At 45.7% G+C, this 15,829-nt stretch carries 14 protein-coding genes; 10 read left to right on the top strand and 4 right to left on the bottom strand.

Annotated features, from left to right (window positions below; translation table 11 throughout):
• Positions 1-87: 87 nt before the first annotated feature.
• The 4 genes from AC6RV6_RS04335 to tig form a co-directional block, all read right to left on the bottom strand.
• Complete coding sequence (locus tag AC6RV6_RS04335; RefSeq protein WP_500239183.1) at positions 88-939, bottom strand: alpha/beta fold hydrolase; 852 nt, start codon at positions 937-939, stop codon at positions 88-90.
• A 6-nt stretch (positions 940-945) separates the two neighbouring features.
• Entirely contained in the window at positions 946-2,301 is a 1,356-nt protein-coding gene (clpX, locus tag AC6RV6_RS04330) for an ATP-dependent protease ATP-binding subunit ClpX (protein ID WP_500239182.1), read from the bottom strand.
• A 17-nt stretch (positions 2,302-2,318) separates the two neighbouring features.
• Positions 2,319-2,990 (bottom strand): ATP-dependent Clp endopeptidase proteolytic subunit ClpP, encoded by a 672-nt coding sequence (clpP, locus tag AC6RV6_RS04325; RefSeq protein WP_500239180.1) that lies wholly within the window; start codon positions 2,988-2,990, stop codon positions 2,319-2,321.
• Positions 2,991-3,321: 331 nt separating this feature from the next.
• Positions 3,322-4,761, bottom strand: coding sequence for a trigger factor (gene tig / locus AC6RV6_RS04320; protein WP_500239179.1), 1,440 nt, complete (start codon positions 4,759-4,761; stop codon positions 3,322-3,324).
• 443 nt (positions 4,762-5,204) lie between these two features.
• On the opposite strand from tig, the gene AC6RV6_RS04315 reads away from it, so the two are divergent.
• From AC6RV6_RS04315 to aroB, 10 genes are all read left to right on the top strand, one after another.
• Positions 5,205-6,251: an aspartate-semialdehyde dehydrogenase gene (locus tag AC6RV6_RS04315; protein ID WP_500239178.1), complete on the top strand. Its 1,047-nt coding sequence runs from the start codon at positions 5,205-5,207 to the stop codon at positions 6,249-6,251.
• A 139-nt stretch (positions 6,252-6,390) separates the two neighbouring features.
• Positions 6,391-7,281, top strand: a complete 891-nt coding sequence (gene dapA / locus AC6RV6_RS04310; RefSeq protein WP_500239176.1) for a 4-hydroxy-tetrahydrodipicolinate synthase — start codon at positions 6,391-6,393, stop codon at positions 7,279-7,281.
• Positions 7,282-7,315: 34 nt separating this feature from the next.
• On the top strand, positions 7,316-9,214 hold the full coding sequence (locus tag AC6RV6_RS04305) for a ribonuclease J (RefSeq protein WP_500239175.1): 1,899 nt from the start codon (positions 7,316-7,318) through the stop codon (positions 9,212-9,214).
• Positions 9,215-9,321: 107 nt separating this feature from the next.
• Positions 9,322-10,050, top strand: a complete 729-nt coding sequence (locus AC6RV6_RS04300) for a hypothetical protein (RefSeq protein ID WP_500239174.1) — start codon at positions 9,322-9,324, stop codon at positions 10,048-10,050.
• Between the two features lie 125 nt (positions 10,051-10,175).
• Positions 10,176-11,480, top strand: a complete 1,305-nt coding sequence (locus tag AC6RV6_RS04295) for a dihydroorotase (protein ID WP_500239342.1) — start codon at positions 10,176-10,178, stop codon at positions 11,478-11,480.
• Positions 11,481-11,692: 212 nt separating this feature from the next.
• Complete coding sequence (locus tag AC6RV6_RS04290) at positions 11,693-11,923, top strand: photosystem II protein, Psb35-related (RefSeq protein ID WP_500239173.1); 231 nt, start codon at positions 11,693-11,695, stop codon at positions 11,921-11,923.
• A 175-nt stretch (positions 11,924-12,098) separates the two neighbouring features.
• Positions 12,099-12,860, top strand: a complete 762-nt coding sequence (locus tag AC6RV6_RS04285) for a sirohydrochlorin chelatase (RefSeq protein WP_500239172.1) — start codon at positions 12,099-12,101, stop codon at positions 12,858-12,860.
• A complete protein-coding gene (gene cobA, locus AC6RV6_RS04280) occupies positions 12,851-13,636 on the top strand; it encodes a uroporphyrinogen-III C-methyltransferase (RefSeq protein ID WP_500239171.1) in 786 nt (261 codons plus the stop codon). Before AC6RV6_RS04285 ends, cobA begins: the two co-directional genes overlap by 10 nt.
• A gap of 213 nt (positions 13,637-13,849) precedes the next feature.
• A complete protein-coding gene (gene psbV, locus AC6RV6_RS04275; RefSeq protein ID WP_500239170.1) occupies positions 13,850-14,344 on the top strand; it encodes a photosystem II cytochrome c-550 in 495 nt (164 codons plus the stop codon).
• A 167-nt stretch (positions 14,345-14,511) separates the two neighbouring features.
• Positions 14,512-15,606 carry a 3-dehydroquinate synthase gene (gene aroB, locus AC6RV6_RS04270; RefSeq protein ID WP_500239339.1) on the top strand — a complete coding sequence of 365 codons (1,095 nt, stop codon included), beginning with the start codon at positions 14,512-14,514 and terminating at the stop codon, positions 15,604-15,606.
• The last annotated feature ends 223 nt before the right edge of the window (positions 15,607-15,829 follow it).

The raw sequence follows: 15,829 nt of genomic DNA, 5'->3' as shown, positions 1-15,829 counted from the left end.
GGATGAGTATTTTTACCAAGAGGGTCTCGTTGCGATCGCTGGCGGGAGAATCGTTTTTTTGTCTTTTTGAGAGTCAACGCATCGCACTCAAGCAATCTCTAAAAACTGATAAATTGTCTCCATATACGTTTCCGGATCTTCCAACATCGGGAAATGTCCTGTTTGCGGAACTTCAATATACTTAATCTTAGAATTCAAAGCCGCCGCACTTTTCCCCAAATTCGGTGGGATAATTTGGTCTTTTTCTCCCATAATTAACAAAGTTGGCATCTGCAAACTAGCAAAGGCTGTTGGCATTTCTGTTGCTGCTTTTTTACTCACCGCCGTTTTAATTGTTTCTGTCGCCGTTTGGGAATCTGCCCGTAAATAATCTTCTAAAAACATGCGATTCATGCGATCGCTCAAAGTCCGATGTACGAATCTCATCATAAATAAACGCCCGGCAAAAGGGACTCGTAGAAACCACCGATATCTCAGTTTCACAACAACAGATCCAGCAGCATGAAATGCACCAAATGTCAACTTATTGTAAACAAAAATACCGCTACAAGTTAAAATCAATTTGTCAATTTTTTCGCCGTAGCGACAGGCAAATAATGTCGCGATCGAAGCCCCAAAAGAATGAGCGATAAGGGTAAATTTCTTAATTTCAAACTGAGCCAATAAAATTGCTAAATCTTCTACATATTCTTCTAGTTCATAACTCAGAGAAGGCGATCGCTCTGAGGGATAAGAACGACCAAATCCGCGAAAATCATAAAGTAAGCAATCAAAATATTCTGAAAGGATCTGCGCCACATCCTCCCAGTATCTCGCCGAACCGCCCCAACCGTGCATAAAAACAAGGATGGGTTTCGAGGAACTTTCACGTTCTCGACGCACCCACTGATAATAATGTTCGACTCCTCGAATCGCGATTTTTTTTTCTACAGACTGCATCCTCTTCTATGCCGATTCTGGTTTTAAGAGCGTTGAAGGGTGAACCAAAAGCTCTGCTGTCGAGCGTTTTTCGACCATCTCTTTAGTAATCGCACAACGACGCAAATCCTTGCGGGAAGGTAACTCGTACATCACCTCCAACATTAACTCTTCAACAATACCTCGCAGCGCCCTCGCTCCAGTTTTGCGACGATAAGCCTCTTGCGCGATCGCCCGCACGGCATCGGGACGAAACTCTAACTGTACGTTGTCCATCCACAAGAGTTTTTGATATTGTTTGACCAAGGCATTACGCGGCTGAGTGAGAATTTCCACCAAGGCTTCCTCGTCCAAAGGATGCAGTACTGCCGAAACGGGAATTCGGCCGATAAACTCGGGAATTAAGCCAAACTTGACTAAATCCTCGGGTTCTAAGGTTTGCAGAACATCTGCCATGCGCTGTTCTTTTGAAGGCGTAGGTTCTCCTGGTTGAACGAATCCCATTGATTTTTTCCCGGTGCGGCGTTCGATGACCTTTTCTAACCCGACAAATGCCCCACCGCAAATAAAGAGAATATTGCTGGTATCGATTTGAATGCAGTCCTGATAAGGGTGTTTGCGTCCGCCTTGGGGAGGCACATTAGCAACGGTGCCTTCCAACATCTTCAAGAGAGCTTGTTGGACACCTTCTCCGGACACATCGCGAGTAATTGAAGGATTCTCGCTCTTGCGAGCAATCTTATCGATTTCGTCGATATAAATAATCCCTCGTTGTGCTTCTTCTACATCCAGATCCGCGACTTGCAGCAAGCGCAGGAGGATATTTTCTACATCTTCTCCCACATATCCTGCTTCTGTTAGGGTTGTCGCATCAGCAACAGCGAAGGGAACGTCTAAAATTTTGGCGAGGGTTTGAGCAAGGAGCGTTTTTCCCGAACCCGTGGGACCGATGAGGAGAATATTCGATTTTTGCAGTTCGATCGTATCTTCGATCGCCTCTTTGCCAGCATTATTCGCTTTTGACTGAACGAAACTGAGACGCTTGTAATGGTTGTAAACGGCAACAGAAAGCACTTTTTTGGCTTCATCTTGACCGATCACGTGTTCGTCTAGATATTTCTTGATTTCCGTGGGTTTGGGAATTTGATTGAAACTAATTCGCTCTGCGGGAGTCCGGCGTTGTTTTTGGGGATGTTCTTCCGGGTGGGAAACCGGTTGAGGTGCCGGACTTGATGAATCGATTAACTCCTCATCTAAAATTTCGTTACAGAGTTCGACGCATTCATCGCAAATGTACACCCCCGGCCCTGCGATTAGCTTTCGGACTTGTTCTTGGGATTTACCGCAGAAAGAGCATTTTAAATGTGAGTCATATTTAGGCATATTGACCTCGTAGGTTATTAAGTTAGGGCAGTAGCAGGAATTTCAATCTGGGGCAAGTGGGGTTGGCTGATGACGCGATCGATCAACCCGTAGTCTCGGGCTTCCCGGGCGGACATAAAGAAATCCCGCTCGGTATCTTCTGCAATTTTGTCTAGAGGCTGACCGGTGTGGCTGGCTAGGAGTTGGTTCAGTTGTTCTTTAACGTAAAGAATTTCTTTAGCTTGAATTTCAATATCGATCGCTTGGCCTTGAGCGCCTCCTAGAGGTTGGTGAATCATGATCCGCGAACTGGGTAAAGCCATGCGTTTTCCTTGTTTTCCCCCCGATAGGAGAAAAGCCCCCATACTCGCAGCCAAGCCGTAACAAATGGTCGCGACATCGGGACGAATTTGCTGCATGGTGTCATAAATCGCCATGCCTGCGTAAACCGAACCTCCTGGAGAATTGATATAAAGTTGAATATCTTTTTCCGGGTCTTCTGCGTCCAAAAAGAGCAGTTGGGCGACAACAGAATCGGCAATGGTATCATCTACAGGACTGCCCAAGAACACGATGCGCTCTCGGAGAAGTCTGGAGTAAATATCAAAGGCACGTTCTCCCATTCCTGATTGTTCGATGACCATAGGAACGACTGCTTGGGGAAAGCGAGTTGAATCGCCGGTCCCATTATGAGTCGCCGAGTCACTCATGGAGGAATAGGGATGAGAGTTTGAATTGTGGAGGGAAAGATCTGGCGATCGCGATTCAATCATGCGTCTGTCGCTATAGTATTGAGTTTAAGAAGGGAATATAGAGTTTTCTGCTTGTCTTCTTGTGACTATTATGCCGCAAGTCTTTCAAGTCTGTCCCGCGATCGCGGAAAAGTTATGAATTTGTTGCTGGTGATTGGTGATTAGTAATTAGTGATTTACCGTTTCCGAATATAGCCACAGAGTGGGTGAAAAGGGCGAAGAGAGAAAGGTTGTCACTGTTTTTAAGAAAATCCCAGACAGATTTTCAGGTTCTGTCCGGGACTTTTGTTTATTCGCTTTCGTCGGTAACTTCTTCCGCTTCAACTTCGATAACGGATTCTGCGACGGATTCCTCATTGGCCTCAGCATTTTCTTCTGAGTCTTCCTCTACTGCTTCCTTGGGTTCGAGAGTCCCTTCAGGAACGAGTTCGACGGAAACATTTTCCCGCAACCAGTCGAGGGCAAGTTCTTGACGCAGATCGTCGGTGATAAATTGGCGCACGCGATCCATATCCAGCTTGCGATCGCTGAGTTGTTCGACCAGTTCGGCGACTCGTTTTTCCAGTTCCTCTTTGTCAACTTCTAGATCTTTTTGTTGGGCAACTTCCTTGAGGGATAAGGATGCTTTAAGATTTTCCATCGCCTCGGGTCGGGCCGCTTCCTTGAGTTGAGGAACGCGATCGGCAGTGAGAAACTGGTTGACATCCAATCCATAGCGTTCCATCTCTCTGAGACTTTGTTGCAGGAGGCTTTCTACTTCCTGTTCGATCAGGGTTTCAGGCAGATCGGCTTCCACAATCGACCCTAATGCCTTAGTAATAGCGGCCTCAATATTGTCTTTAGTTTGGTTTTCGGCTTTTTCTTGGTATTGAGATTCTAAATGTTTCCTCAATTCGTCTAAGGTCTCGAAATCGCTAATTTCTTCGGCGAGTTCGTCGTCGAGTTCTGGCAGTTCTTTTTCTTTAATTTCATGTAAAGTGACATTGAAAACTGCCTCTTGGTCGGCTAAATCTTCTCGAGCGTAGTCTGCGGGGAATTTCACCGGAATATCTTGGGTTTCGCCAATCTTCATCCCCTCAATACCCGCAATTAAATCCTCGATAAATTTTCCCGACTCTAGCTCGATTTGAAACCCTTTGGCTTCGGCTCCAGAGATGGCTTCTTCTTCTCCTTCCTCATTCGCCTTTAAGCGTCCGGCATAATCGACAACGACGGTATCTCCGTTTTGTGCCGGGCGATCTTCAATTGGGACGAGGGTGGCTAAGCGCGATCGCTGTCGGTCTAAAAATTCATCGACTTGACCGGGATCGTATTTAACTTCTTCGGCTTTGACCTCCAAAGCGCTATAATCCCCCAGCTTGACTTCAGGCGGCACATCCATTGAAGCTGAGAAAACAAGGGCATCCCCGGGTTTGTAGCCGCCGACGAGTTCTTCAAAAGTCGGATCGAGCTTGTAGTTGCCTAAAACTTCGATGGATTCTTGATCGATCGCGCTTTGGACACTCTCTTGGACAATTTTTTCTAGGGCTTCGGCTTTGATATTTTTCGATCCCAGACGCTGAACCAAAATTTGGCGCGGTACCTTGCCCTGACGAAATCCCGGAATTTTCACCCGACGCGAGAGGTCGCGAACGACTTGTTCGTAAGCCTGCTTCGACGTTTCGGGAGGAACTTCAATTTCGAGGGCAATTTGACTGGCGGGACGTTTTGACTTCGCAATAATTTTCATCGAGCGCTCGCTTGCTGACAAGTTATCTATCTTAGTTGCTTTCTGGGGCTAACCTATACGATAATAATATATTTGGGTTTCGATCTCGATCCAATCTTCGAGATTTGTTGGAAAAGATCGTGAAAGAGGGAGTAAGATCGGAACGATCGACCCAAGAGGGCGGCCGAAAAAGTGCCGTCACAAAAAAGTATCAAGGAAATATCGAGGAAATAATGACTTGCAAGAGGGTTTTCAGGAGATCGCACCAGATATTCTCAGCAAAAACTAATTTGGTGCTACAATAAGGAGCAAAATAAACTCAGAACCTCTTATATACTGAAAAATACCGAAAATTTATTAATCTTTATCAAAAAATTCAGTTTATAAAAAATGCTAAATCATTAAATTTAGAAGAGTTCATTGTGAGAATCGAATTAATTTAAAAATATGGAGGCATAGATAAATTGTCCGAACAAAAAATTCGTATCGCCATTTTAGGGGCAACCGGAGCCGTAGGAACGGAATTAATTGCACTTTTAGAAGAGCGAAATTTTCCAGTTTCATCCCTTAAATTATTGGCATCGCCGCGATCGGCAGGTCAACAAATTTCCTTTCGAGGCAACAGTTTAACCGTCGAAGCCGTTGAAGAAGACTCTTTTCAAGACATAGACTTAGTTTTGGCTTCCGCCGGAGGTTCGACTTCTAAAAAATGGGCGGCTACTGCCGTGAGAGCAGGAGCCGTTATGATTGATAATTCCAGTGCCTTTCGCATGGATTCTGATGTTCCCCTTGTCGTTCCGGAAATCAATCCAGAAGCAGCAAGCCAACATAAAGGAATTATTGCCAATCCCAACTGTACGACCATCCTCATGGGTATGGCCGTTTATCCCTTGCACCAGATTCAACCCATCGATCGCATTATCGTTGCGACTTATCAATCAGCAAGCGGTGCGGGCGCTCGGGCAATGGAAGAAGTTAAAATTCAATCTCGGGATATTTTGGCGGGGAAAGAACCCAAGGCTGAAATTTTGCCTTATCCTCTTGCTTTCAATCTCTTTCCTCATAATTCTCCTTTAGACGAACAAGGATATTGTCAAGAGGAAATCAAAATGGTGAATGAAACCCGCAAAATTTTCAATGCTCCCCAATTAAGGATCAGTGCAACTTGCATTCGCGTTCCCGTTCTCCGTGCCCATTCAGAAGCCATTAATTTAGAATTTAAATCCCCTTTTGACCGACAAAAAGCCAAAGATATTTTATCTGCGACACCGGGAGTCCGTTTAGTGGAAGATTGGCAAAAAAATTATTTTCCCATGCCAATTGAAGCATCAGGTCAAGATGATGTTTTAGTCGGACGCATTCGCCAAGATATTTCTCACCCAAATTGTTTAGAATTATGGTTGAGTGGCGATCAAATTCGCAAAGGAGCCGCCTTGAATGCCGTGCAAATTGCTGAGTTATTGGTTGAGAAAAATTGTTTAAAGCCTAAAAAAATAGCAGTTCCAGTATAAGCAAACAACCAACAAGCAGTGCGACCCCGGTGAATCGCATTCACCAAGCGGTCGAGGGACGGCGAGGTTTCCTCGCCATGTCCAATCGACCAAGAGGGAACGCGCACCAAGACACAAATAAACAAATTGGAGTGATAATGTGGTAGAAACAGGCTTTGGTCGAGTGATTACGGCAATGATTACGCCATTTAAAGCCGATGGCAGCGTCAATTATGAAACCGCGAAAAAACTCGCATCTTATTTAGTGGAAAATGGTTCCGACACGATTTTATTGTGCGGGACGACGGGAGAATCTCCCACCTTAACTCGAGAGGAAGAATATCAGCTTTTTCAAGAAGTCAAGGACGCGATCGGCGATCGCGGCAAGGTCTTAGCTGGCACGGGTTCAAATTCGACGATTGAAGCGATCGCGGCAACTCGAGAGGCAGCAAAATTTGGGATTGATGGCACATTGCAAGTCGTTCCCTACTACAATAAACCTCCCCAAGATGGTTTGTACGAACACTTTAAAGCGATCGCCGAAGCTTGTCCCGATCTGCCGATCGTGCTTTATAATATTCCCAGTCGTACCGGACGGAATTTAGAACCGGAAACAACGATCGAGTTGGCAAAAATTGATAACATTATCGGGATTAAAGAAGCCAGTGGCAATCTCGATACAGCCAGTCAAATCCGCGCCTCAACTTCTGCTAATTTTGCGATTTATTCTGGAGATGATTCCTTAACGCTTCCCCTATTAGCCGTTGGTGCCAATGGTGTTGTCAGCGTTGCCAGTCATCTTGTCGGCAATGCCTTACAAGATGCGATCGCAGCCTGCAAAAATGGCGAACTCCAAGTTGCCACAGCCATACATCTAAAATTATTTCCTCTTTTCAAAGCCTTGTTTTACACCACAAATCCCATTCCCATTAAAACTGCATTGAAATTACAAGGTTGGGATGTGGGTGGAGTGCGTCTGCCTCTTTGCAAGATTCCTGCTGAATTAGAAGCAAAATTGAAAGCGGTGTTAGAAGAATTAGGGCTTGTATAAAACGAATAACAAACAAACAACAACCAAACAACACATGACTAATAACCAATCGAAACTCAAAATTATTCCTCTAGGAGGATTGCACGAAATTGGCAAAAACACCTGCATTTTTGAATACGAAGATGAAATGATTCTGTTAGATGCAGGATTGGGATTTCCGACGGATGGAATGCACGGCATTAATATTATTTTGCCGGATATGACCTATGTGCAGGAAAATCGCCAGAAAATTAAAGGCATGATCGTCACCCACGGTCACGAAGATCATATTGGTGGTATTGCCTATCATCTCAAACAATTCGATATTCCCGATATTTACGGGCCGCGTTTGGCCATGACCTTACTGCGAGATAAATTGAGCGAAGCAGGAGTTAGCGATCGCACCACTTTACACAAAGTTTTGCCTCGGGATATCGTCAGGATCGGCAAACATTTCTTGGTTGAATATATTCGCAATACCCACTCCATGGCCGATAGTTTTTGCGTTGCCATTCATACCCCTTTAGGAGTCATTATTCACACGGGAGATTTTAAAATCGACTTTACCCCCGTAGATGGCGAACACTTCGACCTACAAAAATTAGCAGAACATGGAGAAAAAGGCGTACTCTGTCTTCTCAGCGATTCCACCAACGCCGAAACCCCCGGACATACTCCCTCCGAACGAGCCGTTTATCCTCACTTGGATCGCGTTTTTGCCCAAGCTCCAGCACGCTTATTTGTAACGACGTTTGCTTCTTCAGTCCATCGGGTCAATATTATTTTAGAACTGGCACAAAAACACGATCGCAAAGTGATTGTCGTCGGGCGATCGATGTTGAATGTCATCGCCCATGCGCGAGAACTTGGTTATATTAAATGTCCCGATAACTTATTTGTGCCATTAAGATCGCAGCACAGTTTGCCCGATGATAAGGTACTGATTCTGACAACAGGATCTCAAGGAGAAACTCTTGCTGCTTTAACCCGCATTTCCCACGATTCTCACCACCATATTCGCATTAAAGAAGGAGATACCGTCGTTTTCTCCGCCAATCCCATTCCGGGTAATACCCTAGGAGTCGTCGCAACCATCGATCGCTTGATGATGCGCGGCGCAAAAGTTATTTACGGTCGCCAGCATGGGATTCACGTCTCTGGTCACGGTTCCCAAGAAGACCACAAGCTCATGTTGGCCTTGACTAAACCTAAATTTTTCGTTCCCGTCCACGGTCAGCACCGGATGTTAGTCAAACATGCCCAATTAGCTCATAATATGGGGATTCCGGTGGAAAATACCATCATTATCGATAACGGTGATATTGTCGAACTCACGCAAGATAGCATTGGTATTGCTGGGCAAGTGCCTTCAGGAATTAAATTGGTAGACGGTTCGGGTATTGTTCACGATGAAGTGATGAAAGAACGCCAGCAACTGGCCGAAGATGGGGTCGTTACTGTGGCGGCGGCCCTTGATTTCGACCTGAAACTTATTGCTGCGCCAGAAGTTCACCTGCGTGGAGTGGCACGAACCATCGAGCGATCGCTTCTCCAGCAACTCGTCCTGCGTAATGTTGAACGCACCCTGAGCGAACGCGGCCAAGAATTTGTGCGAAAATCCGACGGTGAAAAACCCGAAATTGATTGGGTGGGTTTGAAAACAGAACTTGAAAGTTATTTGGAACGGTTGGCGCGACGAGAACTGCGATGTCGTCCTTTAGTGGTGTTCTTGTTACAAACCCCCGAACCCATTGTTCCCCTTGACATTCAATCAATCTCCTCTCCCAAATCACCAATCCTCAAAAAGGCCACAGAAAAAATTCCTCCCCCAAAAGAAAAAATAGAATCAAAGATTCCCGTGCCAGAAGAAAAAACCACAGAAGAAAACAAAACGGCTCCAACCCGAACGATTTCCCGACGACGGCGGCGCTCGGCGGCTTCTGTTGCTTCTTAGTTTTTTGTGAGTCTGTTTGAGATGTAGGGGTAAGCCGAAGGTTTTATCCCTACAATGTTGTTTGAGAATAACAAACAACCAATAACCAATCATCAAGAACCAAATTAGTGAGTACGAATTCCTTTGGCCGAACGATTGAAATGCAGGAGGTTGGGATCGCGATCGCGGCACTCGATCTCAACCCTCAGATGCTTAACTTGGACTTTCTCAAATTTAGCGGCATTATTGCTACCGATTGGGAATTAGTGAGGCAACCGATTCTTAATGCGTCAATGGCACAATTGTCCTTTAGTAACGGGGTGAATATACTGGCGCAGCCTCGCAATATTACTTTTTTAGAAGCGATCGGCGATCGCAAACCGGGAGAATTGCAAGCACCGCAAGCCGCTTGTCGTTATGTAGAAAAACTACCTCATGCGGACTATCAAGGAGTCAATATCAATCCGAAAATTCTCATCGGGTTTCTGGAAACCCAAGACCAAGACAGTGCAAGGCAATTTATTGTCGATCGCTTGCTTGCCCCCGGAGGATGGCAAAATATGGGACAAACTCCTGTAAAAGCCTCTGTAAATTTAAGCTATCAACTCAAACGCTGTCCTCTGAGCATTGCCATTACTGAAGTTAAATTACAGCAGCCGGAAGGAGAAGCAATTTCCGCTTTATTGTTTTCGGGAGGATTTAACTATACGATCGCGCCTAAATATCAAGATAAAAAAGCCCTTTATTTAAAAAAGCGCATGGAAACTTGGCCAACGGATTTGGAAATGTTTAAAGAAATCGTGCATAAAAAGTTTGTTGGACAGAATCAGAGTATTTTTCCTAACTCATTTTTATAGCTTAATTTTTATCATTCATCAGAATCGTGATGTTGGGCAAAGGCGCGATCGCTTTTGCGATCGGAATTGGTCAACGCAGACAAAGCCATGTAAAATCGATCGCGGCTCATGTCGAATCTGGGAAAATGTCGGAATCAATCGAGGGTTATTCTTCTCGCAATCTTTTATTGCAACAAGTCAGGGTATTAGACCCCATCTCTAATTGCGATCGCGTTGCCGATGTTTGGTTAAAAAATGGGAAAATTGCAGCAATAGAAGCACGGATCGCCGATATTCCTGCTGAAACAACGGTCAAAAATAGCGAAAATTTAATTCTCGGCCCCGGTTTGACGGATCTCTATAGTGCCAATAACGATCCCGGGCATGAAGAACGAGAAACGCTGACTTCTCTTTCTCAGGCCGCCCTTGCCGGTGGTTTTACTCAGTTAAATCTCCTTCCCAATACCGTCCCACCTCTCGACAATCCTGCCGGACTCACTTTATTACAGCGAAAAATTCCCGAAAATTCCCCTCGCTTACAATTCTGGGGAGCGCTGAGTGAAAATCTAGCAGGGAAAAAGATGGCAGAGTTGGCAGAATTGGCCAATGCAGGAGTTATCGGATTTACGGATGGGAAAGCGATCGCGAATTGGGGGGTTTTGCGTCGTTTGCTGGAGTATGCTCGGCCTTTAGGAAAACCGATCGCGATCGTGCCGACGAGCTTGCAATTGCGCGATAATGGAGCGATACGAGAGGGTACGTTTTCAATCCGCTCGGGGTTGCCGGGAGATCCTTCTTTTTCAGAAACGGCAGCATTAGCAGCACTATTAGAAATAGTAGCAGTTGTGAGGACTCCCGTACATATTATGCGCGTTTCCACGGCGCGAGGGGTGGAGTTAATTGCTGAGGCAAAACGGCGAGGACTACCCGTTACAGCGAGTACGACTTGGCTGCATTTACTATTAGATACGGAAGCAGTGGAGAGTTACGATCCCAGTTTGCGCCTCGATCCGCCATTGGGAAACCCGAGGGATCGCGTTGCTTTGGCCGATGGGGTTAAAAGTGGGGCGATCGATGCGATCGCGATCGATCATTCTCCTTACACTTACGAAGAGAAAACCGTCTCGTTTGCAGAAGCACCGCCCGGAGCGATCGGGTTAGAGTTTGCGTTACCTTTACTCTGGGAAAAGTTGGTGATTCAGGGAGATTGGACGGGGTTGCAACTATATACCGCACTAACGGCGGCTCCACGCATTTGTTTGGGTCAAAAACCGTTAGTTTGTGCGGTAGGAGAAGTGGCAGAGTTGGCATTATTCGATCCGCAAAAAACATGGATTGCCAATCGAGAAACCCTATTTTCTCGGAGTGCAAATACTTCTTGGTGGGGTCAGGAAATTAAGGGAAAAGTTTTATCGGTTTGGCAAGAAGTGGCTATAGAGTTGTCACCCTGAAACGGGAGAGGAAATTTAAGATCGATGATGAGTAGAGACAAGGTATGCCTTGTCTCTACTGGCGATCGCTTTCTGTCTCCAAGGGCAAAATCTAACCCGATGGGTATTTTTGCGTTTCCAATATCATCCTCTTGACAACCATGCAAATAATTGTTACATTAGTTTACATAAGGATTTACAAAACTATACAAGCAGTTACAAGGAGAATTCACATGACTATCTTATTTGCCTTCTTAATGATTGGTTGGGTTGCAGCAGCCACTTTAGGGACTCAGGCATATTTCCGAGGCGAACAAAGTAAGCCCATCCACGAACGAAACTGGAATTCTGAGGGGTTTGAAGTTGCCGCAAAAACAGTAACGGGTCGCGAAACGGACTACAGCGATCGCATTCCCGCTTATGGTTTAGATGCTTACGGCAGCAACGCGATCGCCAATTCCTAATCTTTAAAATCTCGATCGTCAATTTCTTTCAATCTCGAATGATCGTAAGGGTGCAAATTTGCACCCTTTTTTATTCGCTCTCTAGCTTGCAGCTAGGAGATATTGTAAAGAAATCTTGAAATGAGTTGACAAATTGCGTTAAAGTAAATCGATAATTTCAACTTTTCTATTCCTTTTGTCTTCAGCATCTCTCCTCGTTTGGCACGGAAGCCGCGATCGCCGTCCCCCTCTTGCCATTGCGCGGTTAACCGCCCTCGTCTCTCGAGAATTAGCGGCGATCGCCCCGAGTTCTGTCACGGGAAATACCCTCGTTTTACCCCGTCCGCCCTTAGTCGGAAGTGCCGCCCTCGAACTCGCCCCCGTTCCCTTGCGAGACAACATTCTCCGCTTTGCCAGACAAGCAAAATCCCAAGGGTGTCAGCGCGTGCAGATTTGCCCCTTATTCTTGTTAAATGGGATTCATGTCAGCGAAGATATCCCCACCGAAGTTGCCGCCGCGCGATCGCAACTGGGAGGAGAAATTGAATTAAAGCTCTTACCTCATTTAGGATCTCGCCTTGAAATGGTCAAGTTACTTGCGGCCGCTTTCTCCCAAATTCCGACTCAAAATCGCATTTTATTAGCTCATGGCAGTCGGCGCGAGTTCGCCAATCAGAAAATTGCAGAAATTGCGGTACAATTAAACGCCCTACCCGCTTATTGGCACGTCCAGCCCGATTTAGAAACACAAATTTCTCGTTTCGTTACTAGCGAACAGAAAGATATTGCCATTCAGCCCTACTTTTTATTCACTGGGGGAATTACCGACGCGATCGCACGAGAGATTCAGCAATTGCAATCTAAATTTACCGACGCAAATTTATGGTTGGGACAACCCTTCGGTGTAACCCCAGAACTGGCGAGATTAATTAAAAATTGGATTGATTCATGCAGCTAGCGCAAAAAACAACCTGTTTGGGCAAAGTATATCTCGTGGGGGCAGGACCGGGAGATCCCGGTTTAATGACTTTGAAAGGAAAAGGCATCCTCGAATGTGCGGATGTGGTGGTTTACGATGCCCTCGTCAGTCCGGCAATATTACAAATGATTAACCCCCAAGCCGAAAAAATTGACGCAGGCAAACGCAAGGGGAGACATTCCAAATTGCAACAAGAAACGACGCAAATTTTAATCAACAAGGCGCGAAATAACGCGATCGTCGTGCGTTTGAAAGGCGGAGATCCTTTTGTCTTTGGACGAGGGGGGGAAGAAATGGAAGATATTATCGCCGCCGGAGTTCCCGTAGAAGTCGTTCCGGGCATTACCTCTGGAATTGCCGCCCCCGCTTATGCAGGCATTCCCGTCACCCATCGCAATTATAGTTCCTCTGTTACCTTTGTTACGGGTCACGAAGCTGCGGGGAAATATCGTCCGCAAATTGATTGGGAGGCGATCGCCAAAGGGTCGGAAACGATTGTTATTTACATGGGCATTCACAACCTCTCCAACATTACCGCCCAACTACAAGCTGGCGGTTTGGATGCGGAAACCCCGATCGCCCTGATTCGCTGGGGAACTCGTCCGGAACAAGAAGAACTCATCGGTACCCTCGCGACAATCGTGGAACGGGTTGCCCATACTGGTTTTACCGCCCCTGCGATCGCGATCGTCGGCAAGATTATCAATTTTCGCGAACAGCTTGGAAAATGCGGACAAGAGTCAACAATTTCCTAGATTTTCCCGGTACTGGCGATCGATAATCGCTTCTCAATTACCGATTGATGGCATCATATTATCTATGAGAATCCCTTAACCCTTCGTTATATTGGCTTCATTGAGCCAGTCATCCCGATCGATCGTCCGAGATGAGAAGCCAAAAACGCAAGACTTGAGGTGGTGTCGTTTCCATAACAAAAAAATGGAACAAAAATCCATTGGAGGAGAAGAATGCGTTTTTTAAAATTTGCCGCGATCGCTTTAGCGGTGCTATTGTTCGGTTTACAAATGACCGTCGATAGCGCTCGGGCGGTTAATATAGATGAGAGCTACCGAACCGTCAAATTAAATTCAGAAGGCGAGACGGTTGTTGTAACCAACAAACAATTAGATAACGGGAAAAAGCTATTTAACGATACCTGTTCCCAATGTCACATGGCGGGAAGAACCAAAACGAACCCCAATATCACTTTAAAATTAGATGATTTGGCTGGCGCTTTCCCTCCCCGAGATAGCATCGCGGGCATTGTAGATTTCGTCAACGATCCCAAAACTTACGATGGAGAAATATCCATTGATGTTTTGCATTACAGCACGAGTCGTCTCGATCTCTGGCCGGAAATGAGAAAATACGACCAAGACGATCTCTATGATGTGGCGGGTTATATTCTCGTTCAACCTGCTTTACAGGGTGAAATGTGGGGTGGCGGTAAAACCGTTAACTAATTCTCTTTGAGAAAGGCTTGAGATGGCGAATTGGACGCTCTCACTCCTATCCCCAATTATCAAGCGATCGGGATGTGGCGATGCCATGTCCCTTTAATTTTTTCAGGGAAGAGGCCACAGAGGAAGAGGAATTCCCAATCACTAACCACCAACAACCCACCACTAAAATGCAAATTCGAGTCGATCTCCCTCAAAATGCTTACGATATTGCGATCGCGCCCAATAGTTTAGAGTCTATTGGCGAACAACTCCAACCTTTAAATCTCGGTCAAAAAGTTCTCCTCATCTCTAACCCGGCAATTTTTAAACATTACGGGGAGAGGGTGCAAAAATCTTTAGAACGTGCGGGTTTTGCTGTTGCAACTCATCTCATTCCTCCAGGAGAACGCTATAAAACTCTCAAGTCTATTCAAAAAGTCTACGATACGGCCTTACACAATCGCCTCGAACGATCTTCGACGTTTATCGCGTTGGGTGGGGGAGTAATTGGCGATATGACGGGGTTTGCAGCTTCGAGTTGGTTGCGGGGGGTGAATTTTGTGCAGATCCCGACTTCTCTCTTGGCGATGGTGGACGCGGCGATCGGCGGGAAAACGGGGGTTAATCATCCTCAAGGGAAGAATTTAATCGGGGCTTTTTATCAACCTAAACTCGTTGCGATCGATCCCTTGGTTTTAAAAACCCTGCATCCTCGGGAATTTCGCGCGGGAATGGCGGAAGTGATTAAATATGGGGTGATTTGGGATGCGGATCTCTTTGACCGTCTAGAAGCAGCGAAACGTCTCGATAGTTACCATTTTATTGATAAAGAATTATTACAAATTATCTTGCAACGTTCCTGCCAAGCAAAAGCTGAGGTAGTCAGTAAGGATGAGAAAGAAGCGGGTTTGCGTGCCATTCTCAACTATGGGCATACGATTGGTCATGCAGTAGAAAGTTTGACGGGATATCGCCGTATTAATCATGGGGAAGCGGTGGGAATTGGCATGGTGGCGGCGGGGGAAATTGCCCTAAAGTTGGGAATGTGGAGCGATCGCGCCGCCGAGCGCCAAAATGCTTTAATTGAGAAAACGAGACTCCCGACAAAAATTCCTGCGGATATTGAAGTCGAGGCAATTTTAGAAACTTTGAAAAGCGATAAAAAAGTTAAAGATGGGAAAGTTCGTTTTATTCTGCCCGATCGCATGGGTTCCGTGAGCATCAGCGATCGCGTTGGGGAAGAGGAGATAAGGAGTGCGATCGCGAATTGCCAGTCAAAATAATGTTTGATTAGCAAAATCATCTCAAATTAGAGGAGTTGCGATCGCACTTTACACGATGGATAGCCGATCGCTGAATCAGTAAATATTGATAGAGGAACTCGGGTAACTAGAAATCCGTCAGATCGTCAGAAGCCAGAACGGTCAGGAAAGCAGAATTTTTAGGTTTCCTTCTTTGCCGATCGCCTCTTCTTTGTTTCCCGTTTACCTTGTCAATATTTTGAAA

This window comes from Spirulina sp. LEGE 11439 (genome assembly GCF_059821285.1).
The sequence above is the reverse complement of the archived record's forward strand: the minus strand, read 5'-3'. Positions and strand labels throughout refer to the sequence as shown.

Coding starts and splice junctions, on each gene's coding strand:
- AC6RV6_RS04335 (WP_500239183.1), bottom strand. CDS start 939: ATGCAGTCTGTAGAAAAAAAAATCGCGATTCGAGGAGTCGAACATTAT.
- clpX (WP_500239182.1), bottom strand. CDS start 2,301: ATGCCTAAATATGACTCACATTTAAAATGCTCTTTCTGCGGTAAATCC.
- clpP (WP_500239180.1), bottom strand. CDS start 2,990: ATGAGTGACTCGGCGACTCATAATGGGACCGGCGATTCAACTCGCTTT.
- tig (WP_500239179.1), bottom strand. CDS start 4,761: ATGAAAATTATTGCGAAGTCAAAACGTCCCGCCAGTCAAATTGCCCTC.
- AC6RV6_RS04305 (WP_500239175.1), top strand. CDS start 7,316: ATGACTAATAACCAATCGAAACTCAAAATTATTCCTCTAGGAGGATTG.
- AC6RV6_RS04295 (WP_500239342.1), top strand. CDS start 10,176: ATGTCGGAATCAATCGAGGGTTATTCTTCTCGCAATCTTTTATTGCAA.
- AC6RV6_RS04290 (WP_500239173.1), top strand. CDS start 11,693: ATGACTATCTTATTTGCCTTCTTAATGATTGGTTGGGTTGCAGCAGCC.
- cobA (WP_500239171.1), top strand. CDS start 12,851: ATGCAGCTAGCGCAAAAAACAACCTGTTTGGGCAAAGTATATCTCGTG.
- psbV (WP_500239170.1), top strand. CDS start 13,850: ATGCGTTTTTTAAAATTTGCCGCGATCGCTTTAGCGGTGCTATTGTTC.
- aroB (WP_500239339.1), top strand. CDS start 14,512: ATGCAAATTCGAGTCGATCTCCCTCAAAATGCTTACGATATTGCGATC.